Annotated in this window: 22 protein-coding genes, 1 pseudogene and 1 other annotated feature; of the genes and pseudogenes, 2 read left to right on the forward strand and 21 right to left on the reverse strand. The window is 38.4% G+C overall.

All coding sequences use genetic code 11. The features are described 5' to 3' along the window. Positions 1–20 precede the first annotated feature (20 nt). The 8 genes and pseudogenes from IGK54_RS11360 to IGK54_RS11395 form a co-directional block, all read right to left on the reverse strand. Positions 21–1,423 (reverse strand): annotated as a pseudogene (locus IGK54_RS11360) (IS3 family transposase). Positions 1,424–1,499: 76 nt separating this feature from the next. After that, positions 1,500–4,142, reverse strand: a complete 2,643-nt coding sequence (locus IGK54_RS11365) for a valine--tRNA ligase (RefSeq protein WP_002375712.1) — start codon at positions 4,140–4,142, stop codon at positions 1,500–1,502. Positions 4,143–4,245: 103 nt separating this feature from the next. Further along, positions 4,246–4,485, reverse strand: a binding site (T-box leader). A gap of 49 nt (positions 4,486–4,534) precedes the next feature. Then, positions 4,535–5,023, reverse strand: coding sequence for a thiol peroxidase (gene tpx / locus IGK54_RS11370; RefSeq protein ID WP_002367321.1), 489 nt, complete (start codon positions 5,021–5,023; stop codon positions 4,535–4,537). Positions 5,024–5,086: 63 nt separating this feature from the next. Next, positions 5,087–5,734: a redox-sensing transcriptional repressor Rex gene (locus IGK54_RS11375; RefSeq protein ID WP_002365189.1), complete on the reverse strand. Its 648-nt coding sequence runs from the start codon at positions 5,732–5,734 to the stop codon at positions 5,087–5,089. Positions 5,735–5,863: 129 nt separating this feature from the next. Further along, on the reverse strand, positions 5,864–7,078 hold the full coding sequence (thiI, locus tag IGK54_RS11380; protein ID WP_033599395.1) for a tRNA uracil 4-sulfurtransferase ThiI: 1,215 nt from the start codon (positions 7,076–7,078) through the stop codon (positions 5,864–5,866). Between the two features lie 159 nt (positions 7,079–7,237). Beyond that, positions 7,238–8,551, reverse strand: coding sequence for an NCS2 family permease (locus IGK54_RS11385; RefSeq protein WP_430602995.1), 1,314 nt, complete (start codon positions 8,549–8,551; stop codon positions 7,238–7,240). Between the two features lie 180 nt (positions 8,552–8,731). Next, on the reverse strand, positions 8,732–9,469 hold the full coding sequence (locus IGK54_RS11390) for an SDR family oxidoreductase (protein WP_002359155.1): 738 nt from the start codon (positions 9,467–9,469) through the stop codon (positions 8,732–8,734). Next, the gene (locus IGK54_RS11395; RefSeq protein WP_002355105.1) at positions 9,469–10,050 is read right to left on the reverse strand and encodes a DapH/DapD/GlmU-related protein; all 582 of its coding nucleotides are present in this window, start codon (positions 10,048–10,050) and stop codon (positions 9,469–9,471) included. The genes IGK54_RS11390 and IGK54_RS11395 overlap by 1 nt, the downstream gene beginning before the upstream one ends. Before the next feature lie 107 nt (positions 10,051–10,157). Here IGK54_RS11395 and IGK54_RS11400 point away from each other — a divergent pair, with 107 nt between their 5' ends. Next, on the forward strand, positions 10,158–11,042 hold the full coding sequence (locus IGK54_RS11400; RefSeq protein ID WP_002365269.1) for a LysR family transcriptional regulator: 885 nt from the start codon (positions 10,158–10,160) through the stop codon (positions 11,040–11,042). A gap of 19 nt (positions 11,043–11,061) precedes the next feature. Here the strand turns inward: IGK54_RS11400 and rbsU are convergent, their stop codons facing one another. The 4 genes from rbsU to rbsR all read right to left on the reverse strand — a co-directional run bounded on the left by rbsU (position 11,062) and on the right by rbsR (position 14,385). Then, complete coding sequence (rbsU, locus tag IGK54_RS11405) at positions 11,062–11,949, reverse strand: ribose/proton symporter RbsU (RefSeq protein ID WP_142957661.1); 888 nt, start codon at positions 11,947–11,949, stop codon at positions 11,062–11,064. Positions 11,950–11,969: 20 nt separating this feature from the next. Then, positions 11,970–12,365 carry a D-ribose pyranase gene (gene rbsD, locus IGK54_RS11410; RefSeq protein ID WP_142957662.1) on the reverse strand — a complete coding sequence of 132 codons (396 nt, stop codon included), beginning with the start codon at positions 12,363–12,365 and terminating at the stop codon, positions 11,970–11,972. A gap of 15 nt (positions 12,366–12,380) precedes the next feature. Continuing rightward, entirely contained in the window at positions 12,381–13,298 is a 918-nt protein-coding gene (rbsK, locus tag IGK54_RS11415; protein ID WP_185938174.1) for a ribokinase, read from the reverse strand. A gap of 91 nt (positions 13,299–13,389) precedes the next feature. Next, complete coding sequence (gene rbsR / locus IGK54_RS11420; protein ID WP_002359151.1) at positions 13,390–14,385, reverse strand: ribose utilization transcriptional repressor RbsR; 996 nt, start codon at positions 14,383–14,385, stop codon at positions 13,390–13,392. A gap of 211 nt (positions 14,386–14,596) precedes the next feature. On the opposite strand from rbsR, the gene IGK54_RS11425 reads away from it, so the two are divergent. Next, on the forward strand, positions 14,597–15,571 hold the full coding sequence (locus IGK54_RS11425; RefSeq protein WP_002414146.1) for an alpha/beta hydrolase: 975 nt from the start codon (positions 14,597–14,599) through the stop codon (positions 15,569–15,571). A gap of 64 nt (positions 15,572–15,635) precedes the next feature. Here the strand turns inward: IGK54_RS11425 and IGK54_RS11430 are convergent, their stop codons facing one another. From IGK54_RS11430 to IGK54_RS11470, 9 genes are all read right to left on the reverse strand, one after another. Beyond that, the gene (locus tag IGK54_RS11430; RefSeq protein WP_002355097.1) at positions 15,636–17,003 is read right to left on the reverse strand and encodes a PTS ascorbate transporter subunit IIC; all 1,368 of its coding nucleotides are present in this window, start codon (positions 17,001–17,003) and stop codon (positions 15,636–15,638) included. 14 nt (positions 17,004–17,017) lie between these two features. Then, positions 17,018–17,317, reverse strand: coding sequence for a PTS sugar transporter subunit IIB (locus IGK54_RS11435; protein WP_142957664.1), 300 nt, complete (start codon positions 17,315–17,317; stop codon positions 17,018–17,020). A 1-nt stretch (position 17,318) separates the two neighbouring features. After that, a complete protein-coding gene (locus IGK54_RS11440; RefSeq protein ID WP_430602999.1) occupies positions 17,319–19,328 on the reverse strand; it encodes a BglG family transcription antiterminator in 2,010 nt (669 codons plus the stop codon). A gap of 162 nt (positions 19,329–19,490) precedes the next feature. Further along, positions 19,491–19,715 carry a hypothetical protein gene (locus tag IGK54_RS11445; RefSeq protein ID WP_002378909.1) on the reverse strand — a complete coding sequence of 75 codons (225 nt, stop codon included), beginning with the start codon at positions 19,713–19,715 and terminating at the stop codon, positions 19,491–19,493. Between the two features lie 46 nt (positions 19,716–19,761). After that, positions 19,762–20,163: an LPXTG cell wall anchor domain-containing protein gene (locus IGK54_RS11450; protein ID WP_048955723.1), complete on the reverse strand. Its 402-nt coding sequence runs from the start codon at positions 20,161–20,163 to the stop codon at positions 19,762–19,764. Next, complete coding sequence (locus IGK54_RS11455; RefSeq protein WP_002397621.1) at positions 20,144–21,277, reverse strand: DUF916 and DUF3324 domain-containing protein; 1,134 nt, start codon at positions 21,275–21,277, stop codon at positions 20,144–20,146. The genes IGK54_RS11450 and IGK54_RS11455 overlap by 20 nt, the downstream gene beginning before the upstream one ends. Before the next feature lie 87 nt (positions 21,278–21,364). Continuing rightward, the gene (locus tag IGK54_RS11460) at positions 21,365–22,054 is read right to left on the reverse strand and encodes a WxL domain-containing protein (RefSeq protein ID WP_048737538.1); all 690 of its coding nucleotides are present in this window, start codon (positions 22,052–22,054) and stop codon (positions 21,365–21,367) included. Positions 22,055–22,478: 424 nt separating this feature from the next. Beyond that, positions 22,479–23,450 carry a dimethylarginine dimethylaminohydrolase family protein gene (locus IGK54_RS11465; RefSeq protein WP_002359145.1) on the reverse strand — a complete coding sequence of 324 codons (972 nt, stop codon included), beginning with the start codon at positions 23,448–23,450 and terminating at the stop codon, positions 22,479–22,481. A gap of 111 nt (positions 23,451–23,561) precedes the next feature. Continuing rightward, positions 23,562–25,007 carry an alkaline phosphatase gene (locus tag IGK54_RS11470; protein ID WP_002381148.1) on the reverse strand — a complete coding sequence of 482 codons (1,446 nt, stop codon included), beginning with the start codon at positions 25,005–25,007 and terminating at the stop codon, positions 23,562–23,564. Positions 25,008–25,067: the final 60 nt, after the last annotated feature.

The raw sequence follows: 25,067 nt of genomic DNA on the forward strand, positions 1-25,067 counted from the left end.
TGGATTTTTCCACTCTATTTTTATGCAGTTTTTTGATTGAATTGTCGAAATTCTACTGGGCTTTTCCAGTTAAGTTTTTCCTTGATTCGGTGATGATTGTAATAATAAATGTAGTTCTCAATTGCTTCTCTCAATTCATTTTGACTTTGATAGATTTTTCCATAGTACACTTCTTGTTTTAGGATACTGAAGAAATTCTCCATAGGAGAATTATCTAAACAGGTTCCTTTTCGAGACATACTTTGAAAGATATTGTTGTCCTTTAATGTTTGTATATAGACATTCATTTGATAAGCCCAGCCTTGATCAGAGTGAAAGGTGCGCCGATAGGGACAATCATTTGTTTGAGAAATTGCTTCTTTCAGACCTTCCATAACTGTTTTACCATTTGGTTGAGTAGAAAGGCTATAGCTTAGAATTTCACTATTATACATATCCATAAATGGATCTAAGTATAGTTTTTTCTGACGAAAGATGCCTGCGTTATCTGCTTCAAAGTACTTAAATTCAGTTGTATCAGTTGTAATTTTTTGATGAGGAACAGAGGTTTTAAATCGGCGACGAATCAAATTTTTAGCGATTTTACCAACGGTTCCTTTATAGGAATTATATTTTCTTGATTTCTTAGTAAAAGCTTTGACTTGTAACTTTAACTTTTGTATTAATCGCTGGACTTTCTTTTTATTCACTTGAAATCCACGTCGTTTCAATTCTTGGGTCATCCTTCTATAGCCATAATGTTGATGTTTTTTACGAATCGCTTGAATTTCTTCTTCGATGATTTGTGTTGAAGCTGTTCTGTCGAGGCGTTTTTGCCAGTACATGTAAGTAGATTTTGGAAACCTTAGGGTTTCCAAAATATCTTTTAATCGAAAGTGTCTTCGGAGACTGTGAATGATTCGTGCGATTCGTTCATTTTTTGTTCGTCCTCTAAACGCAGTCTCCTCAATTCTTTTAAATAGGCATTCTCAATTTTTAACATTCTATTTTCTTTTTCTAGTTTCTCTACTTGAGATCGTTCACTTGGTAGTGGTTGGGGTTCATTTCGTTTCTTTTTAGACATGGTAGGTGGACGTCCTTTCTGTTTAGAGAGTCCCTCTATACCAAACTTCTGATACGTTCTAAGCCAATTCGCAATCAATGATGGATTGTTCATTTTTAGAAGATTAGCTACTTCTTGATAGGACAACTCTGTTGTTAAATATAACTCTATCGCATCTAGCTTAAATTGAACAGAGTAATTCTTATTTTTTCGACTGCGAAGTAGGCCTTCTTCACCAAGTTCTTTATAGGCATTTATCCATTTGCTTATTTGAGAACTATCTTTAAACCCATACTTCTTTGCGAGAAACCTTAGACCTCCTTGACCAGATAAGTAGTCATGAACAAGTTTAAGTTTAAATTCAAAACTGTATTTTGCCATACAAAAAAACCTCCAAAAGTTAGATTTCTAGGTCTAACTTTTGGGGGTCGGCTCAGGTTTTGTTGTCTTTTCTTTTTTAGATTGAACGTAATTGGGCAATCCGTTCTTTGACAGCCTCTTGTTTTTCAAGGTAGTCTTTTTCTTTTGCACGTTCTGCTTCCACGACCTCATCTGGTGCATTTGACACAAAACGTTCATTTGAAAGTTTGCCTTGCACACGTTTGACTTCTTTTGTCCATTTGTCTAATTCTTTTTCTAAGCGAGCAATTTCTTCCTCGATATTAATCAACCCAGCTAATGGTAGGAATAGTTCTGCGCCTGTTAAAACAGCGGACATGGCTAATTCTGGCGCTTCTATTTCACGACTGATGACTAATTCCTCTGGGTTACAGAAGCGTTCCAAGTAGCTAGTATTAGCTGTTAAAAATTCTTCTACTTCTGTATCGTTTGTTTTAATTAACAAAGTAATTGGTTTAGAAAGTGGTGTATTCACTTCTGCTCGAATATTCCGAACCGAACGAATAACTTCTTTCAGAACTTCCATTCCTCGAGCTGCTGCTTCATCGTTAAATTCTTCATGAACAACTGGGTACTCTGCCACAACCAATGACTCACCTTGATGCGGAATTTTTTCCCAAATTTCTTCTGTTACAAATGGCATAATTGGATGCAATAAGCGTAAGATTTGATCCAATGTGTACACCAAGATGCTCCGTGTTGTTTGTTTAGCTGCTTCATTTTCTCCGTAAAGAATTTCTTTACTCATTTCAATATACCAATCACAGAAATCATCCCAGATGAAGTTGTATAATTGGCGACCTGCTTCACCGAATTCAAAGCGATCAAATAATTCTGTCACACGGGCGACTGTTTCGTTTAAGCGCGTTAAAATCCAACGATCAGCGACAGTCTTTTCACCACTAAAGTCAATATCTGCAGCAGTCATACCTTCTACATTCATAATAACGAAACGACTTGCATTCCAGATCTTATTGATAAAGTTCCAAGAAGCATCCATTTTTTCATAACTAAAACGAACATCTTGACCAGGTGCTGAACCATTTGATAAGAACCAACGTAACGCATCTGCGCCATATTTTTCGATGACATCCATTGGATCAATCCCATTCCCCAATGATTTACTCATTTTGCGTCCTTGCTCATCACGAATTAAGCCGTGAATTAAGACATTTTGGAAGGGACGTTCGCCTGTAAACTCTAAGCTTTGGAAAATCATACGACTTACCCAAAAGGCAATAATATCATAGCCAGTAACTAATGTGCTTGTTGGGAAGTAACGTTGATAATCTTCGCTTGCTTCGTCCGGCCAACCCATCGTTGAAAATGGCCATAATGCAGAACTAAACCATGTATCTAAGACATCACTATCTTGAACCCAGTTTTCACTGTCGGCTGGTGCTTCCATCCCAACATACATCTCGCCCGTTTCTTTGTGATACCAAGCAGGAATTTGATGGCCCCACCATAATTGTCGCGAAATAACCCAGTCATGAATATTTTCCATCCAACGTAAAAATGTTTGATTGAAGCGTGGTGGATAAAATTCAACAGCGTCTTCTGTTTTTTGATTTTCTATTGCTTTTTCAGCTAATGGTCCCATTTTTACAAACCATTGGGTCGATAAACGAGGTTCCACGACAACGCCTGTTCGTTCTGAATGGCCCACGCTGTGATTCATTGTTTCGATCTTAATTAAGCGACCTAATTCTTTCAAGTCAGAGACAATCGCTTTACGTGCAGCAAAACGATCCATTCCTTCATATTTTCCAGCCAGTTCATTCATCGTGCCGTCTTCGTTCATAACATTTACTCGAGGTAAGTCATGACGATTACCGACTTCAAAGTCATTTGGATCATGAGCAGGTGTGATTTTTACAACCCCTGTTCCAAATTCCATATCTACATAGTCATCTGCAATAATTGGAATTTCTTTATCGACTAATGGCAAGACAACTGTCTTACCAATAAGTTCCTGATACCGTTCATCTTCTGGATGGACCGCAATCGCCGTATCTCCCAACATTGTTTCAGGACGCGTTGTCGCAATTTCAACAACGCCAGAACCATCTGATAATGGGTAGCTCATGTGGTAAAAAGCTCCTTCAATATCTTTATGGATTACTTCAATATCAGACAATGCTGTTTTCGCTTTTGGATCCCAGTTAATGATATATTCACCACGGTAAATCAAATCTTTCTCGTAAAGAGAGACAAACACTTTACGAACGGCCTCAGATAGCCCTTCATCTAAAGTAAAACGTTCACGGCTGTAATCTAAAGAAAGGCCCATTTTTGCCCACTGTTCACGAATGTGAGAAGCATATTCTTCTTTCCATTCCCACACTTGATCAACAAATTTTTCACGACCTAAGTCGTAACGTGAAATTCCTTGTTGTGCTAGTTTCTCTTCTACTTTTGCTTGCGTGGCAATTCCGGCATGGTCCATTCCTGGTAGCCATAACGTATCAAAGCCTTGCATTCTTTTTTGGCGGATAATCATATCTTGTAATGTTGTATCCCAAGCATGCCCTAAGTGTAGTTTTCCTGTTACATTGGGTGGTGGAATAACAATTGAATAGGGCTTCGCTTTTTTGTCGCCACTTGGTTTAAATAAATCTTGATCTAGCCATTTTTGATAACGGCCAGCTTCGATTTCTGTCGGTTGATATTTCGTTGGTAAGTTTTTTTCTTCTGACATTTTTTCCCCTTCTTTCTTAAAATACGCGATTTGGAGCGGTAATTATTTTACAAATGAGTTTTTTTGGGCTAAACACTAAAATACGCCCTAAAATACTTTCGTATTTTAGGGCGTAGATTCATCTTATTTACGCGGTACCACCTAAATTGCATTTGAATTGAATTCATTCAAATGCCACTCATTCGTGAGATAACGTTCACGAAACGAATCGTTCTACTAACGTACTGTGTTCAAACCATTGACTCACAAGCTACCTTCTCACTGGTTGTGTAAAAGTCTTGCACCTGAACGACTTTTTCTCTAAAACGACGCCAATGATACTCCTCTTGTTCGCTGTCTTTGCTTCATTCTACAATGAAGCGCAAGCAAAGTCAATTTGTAATCTAGAGGGATTACACTTTTTTTGCAGCTTCTAACGCTTGTTGATAATCGGGTTCCGACGAAACTTCTGAGACGATTTCTTCATAAACTAACGTTCCTTCTGGGTCAATCACAAAAATAGCACGTGCTAAACGGCCCATTTCTGGAATATACAAACCATAAGCTGCACCAAATGAGTCTTCAGTATCATGAAGCATTTCCATTTCGACACCCTCAGCGGCACACCAATTTGCTTGTTCTTCAACTGTGTTATTGGAAATCGTGATAATCTGAACACCGTCTAATTTCGCCGCTTCTTGATTGAAACGTTTCGTTTGCAGTGAACAAACACGTGTGTCGATATCAGGAACCACACTAATTAAAACCGTTTTACCTTTATAATCTGCCAAGTTGATTTCTTGGTTGTTTAAATTTTTCAAAGAAAAGACGGGGGCTTTTGTGCCAACTTCCGGCTGTTCACCTGTCAATTCTAATACGTGCCCTTTTCTTGTAACATTCATTCTGAAATCCTCCTTTTCCACTTTCAATAATAAGTATAGTAGAGGATTTTTATGAAGACAATTTTATTGCTTTGGGCTATTTGCTAGTGAAAAAGTTTCATTAAAATAAATCAGTGTTTGCAGTTCCGTTGTTAAATCAATATACTGCACACTAACGTTGGCTGGCACACTGACACGGTCTGGCGCAAAATTTAAAATCGCAGTCACACCCGCTTGAACAATTTTGTCGATGGCTTTTTGGGCATGGTGACTTGGTACTGTAGAAATGGCTACCGTGACCCCTTCTTGTCGAACGAATGCTTCTAACTCAGACATATCATGAACTAATAACCCATTAATCGTGGTGCCAACTAAAGCCGAATCATTATCAAAAGCACAGACAATATTCAAATTCTCGTTGCGTCTAAAATTATTTTTTAATAATGCCTTGCCTAAATTGCCACAACCAATCAGAGCAATTCTTTTTTCTTCTTGCGTATTTAAAATATTACTAAATACCTCAATTAAATACGGCACATCGTAACCATAACCGCTTCGACCCAGTTCACCAACGTGGGAAAAATCACGCCGAATCGTTGCAGAAGGAATCTGGATCATTTCACTAAACTCTCGTGATTTAATGCGTTTAACACCAGAATCCCCTAACATTTTTAAATAACGTAAATAAACCGGCAAACGTTTTGCCGTTGCTTTAGGCATTTTTTTCTCCATCCTCTGTCCTCCTTGTTACCTACTTCACATATTCAGTTTATCACGGTTCCCCTCTCCGAGCAACTTGTTTGTGAAATAAGTACAAAATAAATACAGTGACGTCTAAGCGACCGTCACTGTATTTATTTCTTATAGGAAATCTGCAAATTCGTCTTCTTGTTTATCTTTCGCTGTTTCTGCTGAAATCTCTGTAATTTTGAGTCCTTCTAAGGCCCGAGCCATTAAACCTTCTAAGTCTAAGCGCGCTTCATAATCTTGCGCTTTATCCAAGCGAGGTCGTGTTTTCGGTTGCGGTGGCGCAAAAATTGTACAACAATCTTCGAAGGGTTGGATGGCTAATTCAAACGTGTCAATTTTTTCGGCAATTTCGATAATTTCTGTCTTATCCATTGAAACAACGGGTCGAATTATCGGTGTTGAGGTAACCTCATTAATTGCTACCATACTTTGAAGTGTTTGCGAAGCCACTTGTCCTAACGATTCACCGTTAATAATGACTAAACCTTTCCGCATTTCACGAATTGCATCTGTTAAGCGTAACATTAAACGTCGTGTAATGGTCATTAAGTAGCCTTGGGGAACGACTCGTTTAATTTCTTCTTGAATTTCTGTAAAGGGCACTTCAATAAATTGAATAGTTCCTACATAAGGAACTAATTTTTCAGCTAAATCTTTAGCCTTTTGTAACGCTTGTTCACTTGTATAAGGCGGACTAGCAAAATGGACAGCTTCCACTTCCACGCCACGTTTCATAGCTAAATAACCAGCAACTGGTGAATCAATGCCTCCTGACAACATCAACATACCACGACCACTGGTGCCCACTGGCAATCCACCCGCACCGCGAATCGTTTCATAAGATAAATACGCCGCATCTTTACGAATTTCAATTCTTAAGTTGATATCAGGCTTTTTCATTTGTACTTGAATTTCCGGAATGGCTTCAATAACAGCCCCACCTAATTCTTGATTCAAGCCATTTGAATCAAGTTCAAATGAATGGTCCGAACGTTTAGCAGTAATTTTAAACGTCTTACCTGGCGTATAAACTTCCCGAACAACCTCTTGAACCATTGCACGAATCACTGGCATTTCTTTTTCAATACGAATACTTGGCGAAAAATTTTGAATTCCAAACACTTTACTTAGTTTTGGAATCACTTCTTCACTATCTTCCCCATTTAATAAAATATGCATTCTATCTCGATCTGCATGGATTTTCAATGCTGGAAAATCAGCTAACGCACGTTTCACATTTTGTGCTAACTGCATGATAAACGTTTTACGATTTTTTCCTTTAGTTGATAATTCGCCATAGCGAACCATAATTTCTGTATACTTCACTCAATTAATTCCTCTCTGTTCCTGTATCTTCACAGGTCAATGTCTTTGCAAATTATACATCAAATAAGGGGCGTTTTTCTAGTGCTTAGTCGAAAAAAAATAGTTGATTCATAAGTTCATTGTCTTATGAATCAACTATTTGATAACTTTCTCTCTTACTTATTGCGCATTCAGGATCCACATGAATCCGACAAAAACAAAGAACAAGCCATACATAATTGGCGAAACTTCTTTCCCGCGTTTTGCCGCAATCATTGTAATTGGATAGAAGATAAAGCCTAAGGCAATCCCATCTGAAATGCTGTATGTCAATGGCATTCCTAACAAGATTAAGAAGGAAGGAATCGCAATTTCCATCTCATTCCATTTAATTTTGCTTAAGGATTGTGCCATCAAAACACCAACAATAATCAACGCTGGTGCTGTAACTTGCGAAGTGACAACTGCTAACAAAGGAGAAAATAGCAAACTGAAAATAAATAAAATCCCGGTTGTAATAGCTGTGATTCCTGAACGACCACCCACAGCAATCCCCGCAGATGATTCAACATACGCGCCAACTGGCGATGTCCCTAGTAGAGAACCAGCTAACATCGCTGTTGAATCAGCGGCTAAAGCTTTCCCCACACGCGGCATTTTATTGTCCTTCATAAAACCTGCTTGATTGGCTAAGCCCACCAACGTACCAGCGGTATCAAAGAATGTTACTAATAGGAACGTTAAAACCACGACCCACATTTGAATCGTATTGATATCTTTCACATGTCCTAACGCCACTAAAAATGTTGGTTCTAAACTTGGCGCGCTTGAAATAATCTTATCAGGCATTGGAATAACGCCTGTCGCTAAACCAACAATCGTTGAAATCACCATCCCAATAAAAATACCACCAGGCACTCGACGAACTAACAAAATTGCAGTTACGACTAAGCCGACAATGGTGACCCACGTTGAGCCAACGTTCAAAGGTCCTAAGCCAACAAGTGTCGCATCATTAGCCACAATTAAGCCACCTTGGCTTAAACCAAGAAAAGCAATAAACAACCCGATCCCACCTGAAATGGCAAATTTCAAGTCTGCAGGAATTGCATCAATAATTAGCTCGCGTAATTTAAAAATTGTAATTAAAATAAATATCAATGAAGCCACAAAAACGCCTGCTAATGTCGTTTGCCAAGGAATCCCCATACCAACAGAGACTGAATAAGCAAAGAATGCATTAATTCCTAAAGCTGGTGCTGTCGCAATCGGATATTTCGCCAACACACCCATTAAAATACAACCTAAAGCACTCGCTAAAGCGGTGGCAGTAAAAACAGCGCCTTCGTCCATGCCAGAAGCACCAAGTACGGTTGGATTAACGAACAAAATATACGCCATTGAGATAAATGTGGTGAAACCAGCTAACATTTCTCGTTTCATATTCGTATTCAATTGTTCAAGTTCAAAATATGAACTTATTTTTTCTTTCATGTTCCGTCCTCCTAAAATCTAAATATTTTACAATGTTCGTAAAATATTCAATTTATTAATGAAACAACGTGTTTAATCATATAATAAACCAACAAATAAGTAAATATCAAATTCTAAATTCTGTAAAAAACGAACAATCACGATTAAAAAAAGTATTCCTTTCTAGGAATACTTTTTAAATTAAATCGTTTGTGTGGTCGGGCGAACAACCATTTCACTGATTGACATACGATCTGGCGTGTCTATGGCAAAGACCACTGCTTGCGCAATGTCTTCCGCCTTTAAGCCCCAACTTAACTGTTCTAGATGTAACGTTTCAGCTACTACTCGATTAGAAATTGTTTGATAAAGTTCTGTTTGTACAGCACCTGGTGAAATAATCGTTGATTTAATGTTATTCTCTCTTTGTTCTTGTCGCAATCCTTCCATAATTGCTCGAACAGCAAACTTTGTTCCACAGTAGACAGCCGAATCTGGATAAACGACATGTCCTGCCACAGAATCAGTAGCAATAATCTGCCCTGATTTTTGTTCAACCATAATTGGAAGAACTGCCGCAATGCCATTTAAAACACCCATAATATTAATATCTAGCATTTGACGCCATTCTCCTTTTGGTGCTTCAATAAGAGGCGCCGTTGGCATAACTCCTGCATTGTTAAAAAGAACATCAATTCGTCCATATTTTTCCATTGTAAGCTTGATTACACGCTGAACTTCCTCTTCTTTCGTTACATCTGCTTGTTGCACGAGAATCGTTGCTTCAGGAAGTTCTTTTTTTATAGCAATTAAACGTTCTTGTCGACGTGCTGCAATGACTAACTTCGCTCCTTTTCTGGCAAGTAAACGGGCTGTTGCCTCACCGATGCCACTGGAAGCGCCCATGATAACAATAACTTTTTCTGATAATGATTTCATTATATTTCCTCCTTATCTTCCTGAATCCAACGAATAATTTTAGCTGGTGTTCCTGCAACAATAGCGTTAGCTGGCACATCTTTAGTTACAGTCGCATTAGCTGCTACGATAGCATTTTCACCAATCGTAATACCTGGTAAAACAGTGACACCCGCGCCTAACCACGCAAATTTTTTAATGGTAATTGGTGCTAGCAATACGCCTCGCCGTTTCATTGGCAGTTCCGGATGATTGACACTTAAGAGATTAACGCGCGGACCAATTAAAACATTGTCTTCAATTATAATGCCCCCTAAATCAACAAACATAGCTGCCCGATTAATAAAAATATTTTTACCAAAATGTATATTGCGTCCAAAATCTGTATAAAAAGGCAATAAAATCGTAACGGTTTCGTCAATTTTGTCTTGGATAATCGTGGCAAGAAGATTCCTTACTTCATTATGTGTATAGGCTTGTTGATTTAATTCTATTAAATAGCGACTATTTTCCTCTTGAATCTGATGAATAAGTTGAAATAGTGGTTCATCTTTATCAATGCTACCTGTTGCAATTAGTTCTTGGAGATTTTTTGTAAGCATTCCTAATCGCCTCCTTTTGCTAAATTTATCGTAATACGTGACAACTCCTCTGTCTAATACTTATAATAAATAGATAAGTATGCGTTTTAGTTATAGGAGGGAAAGTAATGGAATTACGAGTGATTCACTATTTCTTAGCAGTGGTCCAAGAAAAAACGATTAGTGGCGCAGCCAAACAATTGCATGTATCACAACCAACATTATCTAAGCAATTAAAAGAATTAGAGGAAGAATTAGGCGTGACATTATTTATACGAGGAAATCGACAAATACAATTAACACCTGAAGGAGAATATTTAGCTAAACAAGGGCAAGATATTTTAAGCTTAGCGAATAAAACAGTCACCAACTTGTCGCAAAATGAATTCATTAATGGCGAAATCACGATTGGTGGCGGCGAAACAAAAGCTATGTCTTTTTTAGCGAATGCACTACAACAAATAACAAGCCAGCACTCAGCTGATATTCACCTTCATTTATACAGTGGGAATGCAGATGATGTAATAGAACGGCTAGACAAAGGATTATTAGATTTTGGTTTAATTATTGAGCCTGCACCTAAACAAAAATATAGCTATTTAACATTACCAATTGTAGATACATGGGGCTTAATTACTGTAAAGGACCATCCCTTAGCCACTAAAAATGTTATTACTGCAGCCGATTTAAAAGAAGAACCTTTATTTATTTCTCGACAAGCACAAGTTCCGAGCCAACTCTCTGATTGGCTCGAAGCAAGTCTAGATCAGTTCCGAATCGTTGGGACCTACAACTTACTTTACAACGCTTCACTGATGGTAGAAGCTGGGCTAGGTAGCGCCCTAAGCATTGATGGTATTCTAGAAACAAAGCAAACAAATTTACGTTTTATCCCGCTATATCCTGCTTTAACAGCCAAAATTAGTTTAATTTGGCGCAAAAATACGGTTCTTTCCACAGCTGCTGCATTATTTTTAGAACAAATAAAAAAAAGTATTCAACGCCCTGAATAATAGGTCGTTGAATACTTTTTTAAATCATCACTGTGATCGTAGCTGCTGCCAAAATCAAAACTAAGCCGATAATCGTTACGGTCATTTCCTTGGCTGTTTTCTTTTGACCTAAGAACCAAATACCTGTCAACGTTGCAAGCACAACTGATGTTTGGGATAGAATAAAGCCAGTTGCCAAGCCGTTCATATCTGGCTGCGCTGAAATTAAATAAGTTAACGCTGCAAAGGCGAAGAAAAAGCCTGAAAAAATTTGTTTGTAAGAAACAGCTTCTATAAATGGGGATGTTTCCCCACCCTTAATAGTGACAACTGCTGAATAAATAACTGCCACAATTACCATGCCTATTGCTTGTGGTAAAAAGGCATGCATGCCATCAATTGCTGTCGCTTGGGGTGCTGCAGAGTACGCCCAATAGCCGATTTCACCAACGGCTAATAGAAGAACTGCTTTTTTCATAATCCCAGCACTCTCAGCGGATTCCGTTTCCGACCAGACCGTCATTTTGGCACCAATCATGATTAACACTAAGGCAAATGCGCCTAACAATTTGGCTGTCGCACCTGGCCAGTTCCCTAAGAAAAAGACACCCCAGAGAGAAGCCCCTAAAAGTTGGAACGCGGTCGTTACTGGCATAGCACGTGATGACCCAATCATCGTGAAGCATTTAAATGTAATGATTTGCGCACAGGCCCAACCGACACCAGATAAAATTGAAAAGAATAAATCCATGCCCGCTGGAAAAGTCAAACCATTAATCATTGAAAATACAGCGGCAAAAATCAATGTTCCTAAACTGGTACCGAGAATTTGATTTACTGGACGACCACCAATTTTGGAAGCGATTGTTGGGAAAAGCCCCCAACCTAGAAGCGGTCCTAAACCGATTAATAATGCAGTCGCATTCATCTCTATTTCCCCTCTCTCGTTTAAAAGACAACGTTACTTTCTAATAAAATATTTGCGTATGGGGTCATTTCCCCTGTCCGAATAAATGCATGGCAGTTGTTTAATTCTTGTTTCATTTCTGCATGAGGAATAAAACTGATGGGAGTTTCTGGTAAACGAGTTTTAATTGCTGTCAACATGTCAGGATTTTCTGTTTTAATTTCTTCTGCTAAATAAATTCGTTGAACTGCCAATTCCTCAAGGACATTGTTTAAAACTTCCATAAAACTAGGGACGCCATTGGTAACTGCTAAATCAATTTTTTCTGTAGTCCGAGGCACTGGCATGCCTGCATCACCAATACTTAATTTATCAAAATGACCCATTTGTGCGATAACGCGGGAAATATCTGAATTAATAACTTTTGTTTTTTTCATGTCGCTCGCTCCTTTTTATTTGTCTGCCAATTCGTGTTGATAAGGAATCGAAGGTTGGGCTCCAAAACGTTGAACAGTCAACGAGGACGCCTTGTTTCCATAACGAATAGCTTCTTCCAAATTGCTAAAATCTTTCTCTAATATACTACTTAATGCGCCAATAAAAGTATCGCCAGCAGCCGTTGTATCAACCGCTTTCACTTTAAAAGCAGTCACAATACCACTTCGTCCATTGACGTCATAAAAGGCGCCTTTACTACCTACTGTAATAATTACTGCTTCAATCCCTAATTGGTGAAGTGCTTCTGCGGCTTTACGCATACTCGCTTCATCTGTGATTTTAATGCCTGTTAAAATTTCAGTTTCTGTTTCATTTGGTACAATCATATCTGTCACGTTTAGTAATTCTTCAGGAACTTGTTCTAACGCAGGCGCGGGATTTAAAATCGTTTTGACGCCTGCTTTTTTAGCAATTTTAAACGCTGCAATCGTACTATCAATCGCACTTTCAAATTGGGCAATCACAAAATCACTTTTTTCAATAATTTCTTGATGTTCCTGTACTTGTTTTGGCGTAAAGGCGTTATTGGCTCCCGCGTAAATCATAATGCTATTTTCACCAGCGTTATCTACCATAATAAAAGCTTGGCCAGTAGCTGTTTTTTCTAAAGTGGTGACCCCAGTTAAATTAATTTCATCTTGACTCATTAAATCAGTCATCATAGCTCCAGCGCCATCATTTCCCACAGCACCAATAAAATATGTTTCTGCGCCTGAACGTTTCGCTGCAACTGCTTGGTTTGCTCCTTTACCACCACCTGCTGTAAAATGTTCAATGGCGTGAATTGTTTCGCCTGGTTTTGGCATTTCTTTGACTCTTAATGTTGTGTCTAAATTGATACTTCCGATAATTGTAACCGTGTTCATTTTCATCCACCTCAATAAAATTTATTTTTTCATTCTAATTAAAACGTTTTAGTAAAACGTTTTAATTCCACAACAAAAATATAGCACACCTTGAAAGCTATTTCAAGGGTGCTGTCGAAAATCGTTCAATCAGTTGGACAGGCAAGGTTTGCTCCTCCCAATCTTTTGCAGGCTGATGGATTCTTTCCAATAATAAAGTCGCCGTAGTTTGCCCCAATTGAAAAACAGGTTGAGCAATTGTTGTTAGCGGCGGCGAAACATACTCGCACATATCAACATTGTCATAACCAATAATACTATAATCCTCAGGAATTTTTTTGCCCGCTTCTGCTAATCCTCGATATAAACCAAAAGCAATTTCATCATTAATAGCAAAAATTCCGGTGCTCTCTGTTTTTAAAATTTCGGGGACAGCTTGGTAGCCGCCGGTTTTTGATAATTCTGTTTCGATTAACTGGACCTTTTCCGTATAAACAGAACAAAAACCTTTTAAACGTTGCTGAATATTGACTGGCGCATGTGGCGGCATTACCACGACGACCTGTTCATGTCGTTGCTCTTGTAAATGCTTTGCTGCTAGTTGCCCACCTCTATAATCGTCTGTCAAAACAGCGTCGCTAAAGCCTTCTGCTTTTTTTTGGTCAAGTACAATAAATGGAATCTTTTTCGCACGTAGCGTTTCATTAATCGTTTGATTGGAAATTTCAGAACTTGCAATCACAAAACCATCGACACTGCGACGAATCAACTCTGTTAAATATTCATGTTCTCTTGTAACATCTTGGTCCGCATTGCATAACATCAGTATAAAATTTTCTTTGTATAAAACACTTTCAATTCCTCGAATCAATTGCGCGAAAAATGGATTGGTAATATCAGGTACGATTACGCCAATCGTCTTACTTTTTTTCATCACCATACGTTGCGCAAAATAGTCGGGCTGATAGTTTAATCGCTCTTTTGCAGCCAATACTTTTTCGACCGTTTTCCCACTAAACCGTGCCCCATTCCCGTTTAAAATTTGTGAAACGGTAGTAATGGAGACCCCTGAATCATTGGCAACATCTTTAATTGTAACCTTTTTATTTGTCATCCTACTTCTCTCCTTGCCGTGAACGCGCCCATTCACCGGACCTCTTAATCTCATTTAATTTACTACAATCATTTACTTTACGCAACCACAAATAAATACGTACATTCGTTTAAACCGTCCTTTCATCCCTTCAACAAATTTCGTTGTTCTAATTTTAAAATGTTATACTGTAGAAAAAATGATTTACTTTTTGCTGAATGGAGGGCCTTAATTGAAAAAGAAATCGATTGGTTTGTTGTTAGCTAGCGCATATTTGTTCCACGCACGTTCTCGTCAAAAATCCTTAAAAGCCTGTCTTTTTGAAGATTCTTTACGTCTTTCCCAAATTGCTCGACTTGAACGAAATCCGAAAGTCACCAAGGCTTTTTATCATTGGCAACGATCATTAAATGAACAAGTAACTTTGCCAAAACATTTACGTCATCTTTTTCCTCTTCAAGAAATGACTCAATTTCCTACGATGTATCGCATGTCAAACTCCGTTATTGCGCCTACCAAGAAAGCTGTACTGTACCTGCATGGTGGGGGCTTTACATTGAATCTTGCCTATAGCCAATTAGACTTTAGTTATAAACTAATTGAAGATCTCCCTTTTGCAACAGATTATTTTATCCCTGTATATCCATTAGCACCAAATAAGTCTTTTGCTGATATTTATAATCATTGCTATGCTGCTTATCAAGAAATTTTACAGCATTATGATCCTGAAGATGTTATTTTATTAGGTGATTCTGCTGGTGGTACATTGGTTTTAAACGTATTGCAGAATTTAGCCATCGATTTCCCTGAACGATTACCAAAAGCTGCTGTTTTAATTTCTCCTTGGTTAGATGGACATTTAGACATTCCTGTTGCCAAAAGTTATCAAAAAAAGGACAAAATGATTGGCATGAACTATTTACAATTAATTGCCCAAGAGATTGATGACACGGCTAATCACTCCACGCTTTCTTTAAATTGCTTGTCCTTTGATTATCAAAAATTTCCGCCACTTTTTTTCGTGGGCGGCACACATGAAGTTTTTTGTCCTTCCTATCACCAATTTTTAAAACAATTAGGGCCACGACCACAAGATACTTGCCGATTGGTGCCTGGCATGCAACACGTTTTCGCAATGAAACAGTACTTGCCAGAAGGACGACAAGCGCGGAAACAAATTGCACAGTTTATCCAAGAACAATGGTAAAAGGCAAGTGGGACAGAAGTCACAACGACTTCTGTCCCACTTGCCTTTTTGTAGAAGAAAACACTTAGTTTTCTTCGGCGACTTTTTTCTCCCGCATAGTCAAAACAGCGCTAGCCAAAAGAACAACCACTACAAAAGCAATGATTCCTCCTACTAAAAGACTCGGACCTGCCTCACCTAATTTGCCTAAAAATAGGCCTGGGATTAAATAATCTGTATCCGCAAACGTTGAGGATGCTAACTGTAGATCACCCAAGACTGGTAAAATAAATAACGGTAACCAACTAATTAATAAGCCATTAAACGCAGCTCCTAAAATCGCTCCTCGACGTCCCCCTGTGGAATTTCCAAAAACGCCTGCCGCGGCACCACAGAAAAAGTGCCCGACAACGCCGGGTATAATCACGGTGGTATTCAGACCGACCATCGCTAACATTGAAATAGTTCCCACAATAAAGCTCACAAAGAACCCAATCAAGACAGCATTTGGCGCATAAGGAAAGATAATGGGAACATCAAGTGCTGGTTTAGAATTAGGCACTAATTTTTTAGCAATTCCTTGGAAAGCTGGCACAATTTCTCCTAAAACCATCCGCACACCCTGTAAAACCACTACGAAACCAGCCGTAAAGGTTCCTGCTTGAATTAATGAAAAGATAATCGCATTTTCGCCATTGCTTAACTCATGCTCGACATAGCCTGTCCCAGCCAGCAAAGCCAAAATCACATAGACAATCGACATCAAAATCATAATTGAGATGGTTGAGTCTCTTAAAAAACCAAAACTTTTAGGAATTTTAATATCTTCCGTTGACTTTTCTTTATTCCCAAAGACTTTTCCAATAAAGCCACTTGCCGCATAACCAATATTCCCTGTATGCCCCATTGCTACTTTATCATTTCCAGTAATTTGTTTCATAAAGGGCTGACAAAGAGCAGGTGTCACTGTTAATAAAGTTCCTTCAAATAAACCACCTAAAAGAATCATTGGTAAACTAACGCTAAAACCGGCCCCCACTAAAATAACGGCTGTCAAACACGAAACGTACATCATCGCTTGACCTGTCAAAAAGATATATTTAAAACGTGTAAAACGCGCCAACAGAATATTAACAACCATGCCCACCAACATAATCAGAGCAGTTGGTGTCCCATATTGTTGCAAGGCAATCGCTACAACTGCTTCATTACTAGGTACCACGCCTTGTGTATTTAATGCGGTTTGGAACATCTCCGCAAAGGGCGTTAATGAGTTCGCCAATAGCCCTGCGCCACCAATTAAAACTAAGAAGCCGACGAATGTTTTCAACGTTCCTTGAACAACATCAGAAAATTTCTTTTTCTGTAAAACTAATCCCAACAAAGCAATTAATGAAACCAGAATCGCTGGCTGGCTAACAATTGAAACAAATAAATTCAATAAAGTTTCCATGTTTTTCCTCCTTCTTATTGATGTGCAATGCCATTGTCATCTAAAACTTTCAAGACTTTCTCCTTCGTTTCCTCGTAATCAATAATCGCATTTAAAGGAATGATTTTTTCAGCAGGAATTGACCCTAAAGCATCTTGCAATGTTTTTTCGACAAAGAAGTAATCAGCCATATCACCACTGGCACTCCCGACATCTGTGTGATCAATTTGAAAATTATCTGTATCAACACCGACTTCCTCTAAAATTTGTTGGATATTCATTTGCACCATAAAACTTGTTCCTAAACCACTTTGACAAACTGTAAAAATCTTCATCTTATTTCTCTCCTTCTTGGATAATTGATAGTATTTCTGGGACGGTTTCAGCCGCCACTAAACGATGTAATGATTCTTTTTTTGATAGAATTTTTGTCAGACTAGATAAGGCCCGTAAATGTGTTTCGTTATCTGAAGCAGCTAAACAAATAAAAAGGTGAATTTCATGCTTAGGATCTTCTAATAAATCGACACTTTTTTGGATTTTTAGTAATGACATGCCTAACTGATTAACGCCATCTTCTGGTCGCGCATGAGGCAATGCTACGTCTGGACAGATATGGATAAATGGCCCAAACGATTCGACTTTTTGAATCATCGCATCAATGTACTTTTCCGTAATACTGCCATTTTTTAATAACGGCTTGGCAGCTTCTGTAATTCCCGCTCGCCAGTCTGCAACTTCAGGCAGGACTTGGACTGTTTCTGTTGTTAATAATTCCGATAACATTGGACGCAGATCCTCCTCTTTTTCTAAAATTTTGTTCATTTTACGATGCAAGACACGATATAACTGCGCTTCTGTGACTCCTTTTTTTAAGGAAATATAAGGTTTTAACGCATCTAAAATATCTTTAACATCTGGCATGGAAATACCTGGCAATAGCCAATCTGATTGGACTTGGTGCATCAATTGATTTTTCTCCAAAGAGCTCATAATGGGCTTGGTAAGATAAACCTTTTTGGCTGTTTCAATAGGGACCGTTGAGAAAATGATGTCATAGCTTTTTTCAGATACATTCTCTATTTCCCTCACCGCATTTGTTTCTTTAAATTCAATCATTGGAAATAGCCGACGCAATTCCGATTGCAAAATCAACGAAGAACTGATGCCACTGGGACAAACAATTAGCGCTTTTAGCTTTTCTTGCCGCTGTTCATTTTTTTGCCCGAAAATTTCTCCACCAAATAATATGGTGAAAAAACCGATTTCCTCTGGCGGGATTGAACGTTTCGTTAATTTTTCTAAAGGAGCTAACGCTTGTTCACAAAGATGATAAAGCGACCGATACGATTGTCGAATATCCTTGATTAAAACATTCGGCAAGTAAAAGCCATAGTTAATCCGAAAATAAGCAGGAACCAGATGATAATACACATTCATGAGCAATTCACGAGGCTGTTCAAATTGAACGACGGCCAATAATTCCATTTTCCGAATAATTTCACCAGAAATATCTAATAAAAACTCTAACTTCGTATCTCGCAATTCTCCTTGCAAGGCTGTCATTAAACAAATCGTGAAAAAAAGACTCTCAGTTTCTACATTCGCCACTGGCCCAACTAAATCACTTAAAATACGACGACTGACGGGATAAGCCCGTAAGGACTGAATTAACTGGTTCTCAGGCCAGACGACTGTTCCATATTTGCCTAATCTTTTTTGAGAAAAAGCAAGAAAGTAACTAATTTCATCCAATCTGCTGGGTACTAGTTGAAGCTGCGCTTCCTGGACGGCTAATTGAATGCCGTCACGCATTTTTGCGTATTGGCTCATTTGATGCTGACTGAGCCAGCAAAATAAAGCGAAGGTGCCCGACTTTTGTTGTAAGAGGCGGGCAAGCCAATTTTTCCCGAAACGACGAATCCGAAATTCATCTCCTTCTAGGTAAAACCCTCGTTTTCGTTCGTAGGATAAAGCAATGTTTTCAGTTGCTAGTTGGTGTCGGACTTTTTTGATGTCCGCTAAAATAGTGCCTTTCGAAACGTCTAAAAAATTTTGATAATGATACACCGATAGTTCTTCGATTTCTGAATAAGTGAGCAAAAAAATAAGTGCTTGTCTTTCTGTTTCGCTATAGATCACTTGACGTTGTTGAAAAAGTTGTTTTCCCCATTCATTTGCGGAAAGGTTTGGAATGCTGACGGTATTCTGTTGAACTTCTCCGCCTATTGTCGAAAGTTGTGTCACTAATTCTCGTTGCGAAAGATCGGTTATTTGTTGAGCCAAAGAGAGCGCAATTTTTTGCCCTGCATACTCGTCAAGGAGATAACTTATTTTATAATTCACAGCTGTGTCCTCCTGTAATCATCATATAATGATAGCGCTTTAATTTCTATCTAAGTTGGGTACAAATGTCTACTGTACTTTTTTGATAAATTGTACCGTTCTTTATTTTAAAGTTAACAAAAACCCGTTGCAAGTTTCTTAAAAACTTACAACGGGTTGTCATTATGTTAATTGTGTTTGTAATGCGATATTCAGCAAGATAGCTATTGCTACCCAGCCACCACACATCACCAGAAGCAGCCAACTAAACATTGATTGTTTTACTAAAGACTGCTTAGGCTTTGCTTGATGAACAAAATTCATGCTATTTACTAAGAACAGTAAAAATAAAGCAAAACAAAGGACGGCCAAGCCAGCACAAATCCAAATCCACATCGTAATCTCCATCTATATTCCTCCTTCTACAATTGACTCTGTTTATAAAAACAGCACATTATTTTTCCTTTTTCCTTTTTTTATTCAAATAATAGAAACTTATTAGTGCTACGAGTAAACAGGCAATACCAAGGCTGTAAAGCCATGTGCTATTTCGTTCACCTGTCCTTGGTAAGGACGTCTGTGCAGCTGTGGGATTCGTTTTAGCAGTGTTTTTTCTGCTCACTTTGTCTTGTTGTTGTGACGTTTTTTTATCTTTATTAGTGACTGGTTGTTCTGTTGACTTAGTGCCACCTTTCGTTTTTAGGGGTGCCTTCCCTCCATAAAACGTCACACCGATATTCGTTTGTCCCGCTTCTTCTGCAAAGCTCTCAGAAGAAGCGGTCAGAATCGCAATGCTGACGGTTAAAAGTATTCCCAATGTCACCAGAAGTGATCCTTTACTTTTCGCTGTCATCATCGCGCACTCCTTGTCTATTTTTCAAGGCTGCCTGTTTTTCTTGTTGTAAATAGGCTTGTTGTTTCAGTGTTGCTTTCTGTTGCGTAAAACGCCAAATAGCTAGAATTAGACTCACAATTGTTGCAGCTAACAAGCCATAAAAAGCTTGATTCCACCAAGTCGGTAGGACCAATTTCACTACTGCTTCTTTATTTAATTTTTTGGCTTCTTGACTACTGATGGTAAATTCTTGCTTAAACGGCCACACTTGTTGTTCATCTTCTTTCAAGACCGCTTTTCCTTCAAAAATATAGGTTCCTGGACGAACATCTTCTTTCCCGAAATCTAAATGGAAGTTCATCGTCGAATTTGGCGCAAAACGAACACTTGGTAAAATCCGTTTGGCATATTCTTTCGTTTCGCCTTTTTTCGTTACTTTTCCTTCTAAACGTACTTCAGGAAAAATAGCGGATGTCGGATTCTGAATAACCGCTTGGACCGATTTATTTCCTAAAGCAATGGTCGGAACTAATTTAACTAATTGAAGAGTCTCTGCTAGATACATCGGTGTATCTTCTGACATTCGTAAAGCAATTGCTACATTAAATCCATATCGACTGGTTAAACCCGTTGATTTTCCTTTTTCTTCCTTTTCATCTTCTGCAAGCGAAGCATAAACACCACCCAAAACTAATCCTTGGAAACCATTCGCTGGAATTTCGACAGTCATTTTGGCTGTTACGGTTTTCTTAGCGGGAACTTTTACATGTTCCTCAGGTAATTTAATTAATGTTGTCAAGGGTACTTTTAAACTTGAATCTGGTTTTTTCTCGAAATCATTGTACACAATTAAACCATTGTCATTCGTCACAGCATTCGCCAAATTTAAATCAATCGTCAATTCTTCATCTGTTTTATTAATTAATGATAATTCGACTTCTTGTTTCTGTCCTGGTTTTACAATGAGATCATAGTAGGATTGCGTATTTTTCGCTTGATTCTCAGGAATATTGGGTTTAACTGTAAATTTTGTATTCATGTTGTCATCCGCTTCTTCTGCTTGTACAGCAGAAGGGATGCTTAATGCCATCACACAAATAAAAACTGTGACGATTAGCCAGCGCATTGTCTTCATTATTTGTTCCTCCTATGTATCGAAAAGGAGCCGTGCACCACTGCGCAGCTCCTTTTCTAGTAATGCAGTATTCTCGTTAGTAACTGTTTATGGCGCAGCCACTAATGTCCAAGTTACGTTACCTGTATACGCACCATTTATAATTTGTGAACTAGGTGTTGTAATGTTTAATTTTACATTTGATAATTCAGAATCCCATGTACCTTGACCTTTACCAACTGCTGCTGTAGCAATTGATACAGCTGCTCCACCTACTGGAATAGTTGTTCCAGCAAATTCAGGACTTCCTGGATCTGCTGCAAAGGCAGCCACATCACGTGAGTATTTTGTTGTTGTTTCATCATATTTCGCTACCGCTCCTGTTTGTGCAAAGGTAATTGAACCTTCTAACGTAGCAGTACCGTTTTTCATTTCAGCAACGCCGGCAGTAACTGACCAACCCGCTTGTGTTCCACGAACATCCCCGACACCATAACGTTTTGTTTGGGTACCTGTCGCATCTAACGAAATCGCTGATAAATCAGAACTAACTTCTGTCGAAGCAAATTTGAATTCTGTTGGAACATATAACAAATCAAAGTTAGTATTCGTACCTGGTCCTGGCTCTTGTGTGCTTCCGTCATCTCCATCACCCGTACCGCCTGGTAATGAACCACTTGTCATCTCTACGTTTGCTGGTGTTGTACCAGTCGTTGTTGCATGCGCTGCTGCAGGAGCGATGCTTGCCCCTAAAATAGCTGTTCCTGCAAATAAAGTTACCAATGTTTTTTTCTTCATTTTACTCTCTCCTTTATATCTTGGTTAATTAATGAATAAAAAAGTGAAAAACTTTTCTATCTCAGTAGAACGTAAACTAAGTATAGCGAAAAAAAGACTGCTTGTGATTTCAAATTTTAAACACCTCATGCAAAAAAAATGAATTTACTATAACAGCAAGGTTCCAACGACTTTTTGTGTCTTTGAAAACGTAATTTTCAAAAAAGATATCGTTTTTTTCATATATAAAGTGGTAATTTTATAAAAAAACAGCGAGAAAACGTCAAAATATTAGTAACAAACACTAACATTTTGACGTTTTCTCGCATTTATTAAATCAAAATTTCCTCAATATTTTTAAAAAAAATAGTGAAAACTAAAATTATATCGTTTTCATAGACAAAACGTACATTTTTTCTTACGAAAATTGATAATCACTCGCTGACTATTCTCTAATCAAAGCTTGCGTTGTACAACGGAAAGAACCACCTAACATTCTAGAAACATGGTAATCAATTGCCTCAACTTTGATACCTTTTGCTTCTATTTGAGGAATTAAGGTTGTAAACGATTGGTCCGTTATATACGTTTCTTCGTTAAGCGGTAGACCATTTGTCACTAAATACGCTGCTTCTTGCAAAGTAACGTGAATTTTTTCCCAGTTGGCTAATTGCGCAGGAAGTCCATCCAAAAAGGCCTCTTCACAAACAATCATCAAGCCTTCTCTCAACAAGCTTAACGCACAATCTAAGTGGAGAATATGCGGATGTAACCGAACCGGCACCACTTCATAACCAAAATGACCAATCATATTGGCTAACCACTGAATTCCTGCTAGGTTACTTGCCAAGCCAGAGTAGCCCACAAAAATTGTTTTTCCTAGAACTAAAACATCGCCGCCTTCAATAAAGGGACCTGCTTCACTTAAAGCCCCTTCAGAAATGTCAGGTTGTGGCGCAGCAAAATAATAGCCTTCTGCTTCTTGTGTCCACTGCTGAATAATCGGACGAATTGGTAAAATTTCTTGTCGACGGTGTTGAAATCTTAAGTTTCCTTCTATTAAGAGATTGCCAATTGTAAAAAAAGGGTCTCGTGAAAAGAAGTTACTATATCCTACGCCCAATTCCTTGCCATGTTCTTTTTCATAGGTTGTCAATAAACGTGGACGAAATACTTCTACGCCATAAGATTCTAATACTCCTTGCATGACTTCTTTTTCTTTTTCCCAACGCACTTGTTGTTCTGGTGCAAAGTCTGCTAAATCGCGCCCTTCATTATTCTGTGTTAAACGGGCATTTTCCTCTGTTAAAAAAGTCGTATCCGCTTCATCAAATTTATCTGGTAAACAAAATTGCGATTGTGCTAAAACAACTGAACGTAACGGTGCAAATTCACTTTCAACATGCATTTTTTTCATTATTTGACCTCACTTTTATCTGGTTACCTTCATTATAACAGAGATAAAATTTTTATGCCTTCAATGAAGAAAAAGCAGAACTTCTATACGTTCTGCTTTTTCTTCATTTTGTTATTTGCCAATACCTTTATCTTTAATCTCAGCTTTTTGCCCGGTGCCATCTACTAAGCCAAAAATAATCTTCGCTTGGTCTGTATTATCAATTTGTCCTGAAAAAGCTTCTGCTTGTGGGCCATAAGCATAGACATTTACATCTTCTCCTGTGTGTCCGCCAGTAGTCCAACCAGTATTCGAACGTTCATCAAAAATCTTTCTTAATGCCTGAGCGATTTTTTCAACATCTTTTGACTCCGCCGCTGTTTTCACTGCTTTCAATTCAGCCTCACTTAATTGAAAATCAATATACTCAGTCACTGTTTTTTCCACATTACCATTTTTAATAATTTCTTCTGCCATAAAATCAGGCGTGCGTTTTGCCGCATGTAAAGGCTCCGTCAACCAGTTGTATTGATCTCCTTTGCCTAAAGACAAGCCCCCTGTTGAATGATCTGCAGTTGTAACCACCAATGTTTCACCATCTTTTTTGGCAAAATCGATGGCCTTTTCAAACGCCGCTTCGAAGTCTTGCATTTCGCTCATCGCGCCAACAATATCATTGCTATGCCCGGCCCAATCAATTTGACTACCTTCAACCATTAAAAAGAAACCTTTTTCATTTTTATCTAACCGTTGAAGAGCCGCTTCTGTCATATCAGCTAATGAAGGGACCTCTTCCGTTCGGTCAATCATTTTAGGTAGCCCGCCTGGTGCAAACAAGCCTAAAATTTTGTCGTCTTGGTTTTCATTTAACGACTTTTTGTCTGTGACATGACCATAACCCGCTTGGGAAAATTCTTTGACTAAATCACGATCTTTCCGGGCAAATAATTCGGAGCCGCCGCCAAGTAACACATCGACTTTGTGTTGTCCGTCGATTTGATCATCAAAATAGTCATCAGCGATTTCTGCCATATTTTTGCGTGAAACATTATGTGCGCCATATGCAGCAGGGGTTGCATGTGTTATTTCAGATGTTGCTACAAGCCCCGTTGATTTCCCCACTTTTTTCGCACGTTCCAGCACTGTTTCTGTTTTGGACTTGTCATTATCGAGCGCAATAGCATTATTGTAGGTTTTCACTCCAGCAGCCATCGCTGTCGCTGCGGACGCTGAATCGGTGACATTCTCTTCTTCATCTTCTGGATAAGTGGCTTGTTGCCCAACTAAATAGGTATCAAAAGCTGTTTGGGGAACACGCTTGTCTGAGTGATTGGCTTTGAAATAGCGATAGCCCGTTGTATACGGATTCCCCATGCCATCTCCAATCATAAAAATAACATTTTTTACTGGTGCTTTTTCGGATTCAGTTGCCTTCGCTTCAGCAACCTCTGTTTGTTTTTCGCCGCTTTTTTGTTCAGATAAATTTGTACAACCCGCTAATGTTGTGAATGTTAATAAGGTAACCCCTAGCAAAGCTCTTTTCTTCATTTCCTTGTTTCCTCCTTCATATCTACCCATACATTGACTATAACAAGTCTTAGTTGATTTCTGATAAATAACAAGTAAACAAAGTGTTAA

The organism is Enterococcus sp. DIV2384, assembly GCF_050534975.1.
GTDB lineage: Bacteria > Bacillota > Bacilli > Lactobacillales > Enterococcaceae > Enterococcus > Enterococcus faecalis.

Coding starts and splice junctions, on each gene's coding strand:
- IGK54_RS11365 (WP_002375712.1), bottom strand. CDS start 4,142: ATGTCAGAAGAAAAAAACTTACCAACGAAATATCAACCGACAGAAATC.
- tpx (WP_002367321.1), bottom strand. CDS start 5,023: ATGAATGTTACAAGAAAAGGGCACGTATTAGAATTGACAGGTGAACAG.
- IGK54_RS11375 (WP_002365189.1), bottom strand. CDS start 5,734: ATGGAGAAAAAAATGCCTAAAGCAACGGCAAAACGTTTGCCGGTTTAT.
- IGK54_RS11385 (WP_430602995.1), bottom strand. CDS start 8,551: ATGAAAGAAAAAATAAGTTCATATTTTGAACTTGAACAATTGAATACG.
- IGK54_RS11390 (WP_002359155.1), bottom strand. CDS start 9,469: ATGAAATCATTATCAGAAAAAGTTATTGTTATCATGGGCGCTTCCAGT.
- IGK54_RS11395 (WP_002355105.1), bottom strand. CDS start 10,050: ATGCTTACAAAAAATCTCCAAGAACTAATTGCAACAGGTAGCATTGAT.
- IGK54_RS11400 (WP_002365269.1), top strand. CDS start 10,158: ATGGAATTACGAGTGATTCACTATTTCTTAGCAGTGGTCCAAGAAAAA.
- rbsU (WP_142957661.1), bottom strand. CDS start 11,949: ATGAATGCGACTGCATTATTAATCGGTTTAGGACCGCTTCTAGGTTGG.
- rbsD (WP_142957662.1), bottom strand. CDS start 12,365: ATGAAAAAAACAAAAGTTATTAATTCAGATATTTCCCGCGTTATCGCA.
- rbsK (WP_185938174.1), bottom strand. CDS start 13,298: ATGAAAATGAACACGGTTACAATTATCGGAAGTATCAATTTAGACACA.
- rbsR (WP_002359151.1), bottom strand. CDS start 14,385: ATGACAAATAAAAAGGTTACAATTAAAGATGTTGCCAATGATTCAGGG.
- IGK54_RS11430 (WP_002355097.1), bottom strand. CDS start 17,003: ATGGAAACTTTATTGAATTTATTTGTTTCAATTGTTAGCCAGCCAGCG.
- IGK54_RS11435 (WP_142957664.1), bottom strand. CDS start 17,317: ATGAAGATTTTTACAGTTTGTCAAAGTGGTTTAGGAACAAGTTTTATG.
- IGK54_RS11445 (WP_002378909.1), bottom strand. CDS start 19,715: ATGGAGATTACGATGTGGATTTGGATTTGTGCTGGCTTGGCCGTCCTT.
- IGK54_RS11450 (WP_048955723.1), bottom strand. CDS start 20,163: ATGATGACAGCGAAAAGTAAAGGATCACTTCTGGTGACATTGGGAATA.
- IGK54_RS11455 (WP_002397621.1), bottom strand. CDS start 21,277: ATGAAGACAATGCGCTGGCTAATCGTCACAGTTTTTATTTGTGTGATG.
- IGK54_RS11460 (WP_048737538.1), bottom strand. CDS start 22,054: ATGAAGAAAAAAACATTGGTAACTTTATTTGCAGGAACAGCTATTTTA.
- IGK54_RS11465 (WP_002359145.1), bottom strand. CDS start 23,450: ATGAAAAAAATGCATGTTGAAAGTGAATTTGCACCGTTACGTTCAGTT.
- IGK54_RS11470 (WP_002381148.1), bottom strand. CDS start 25,007: ATGGGTAGATATGAAGGAGGAAACAAGGAAATGAAGAAAAGAGCTTTG.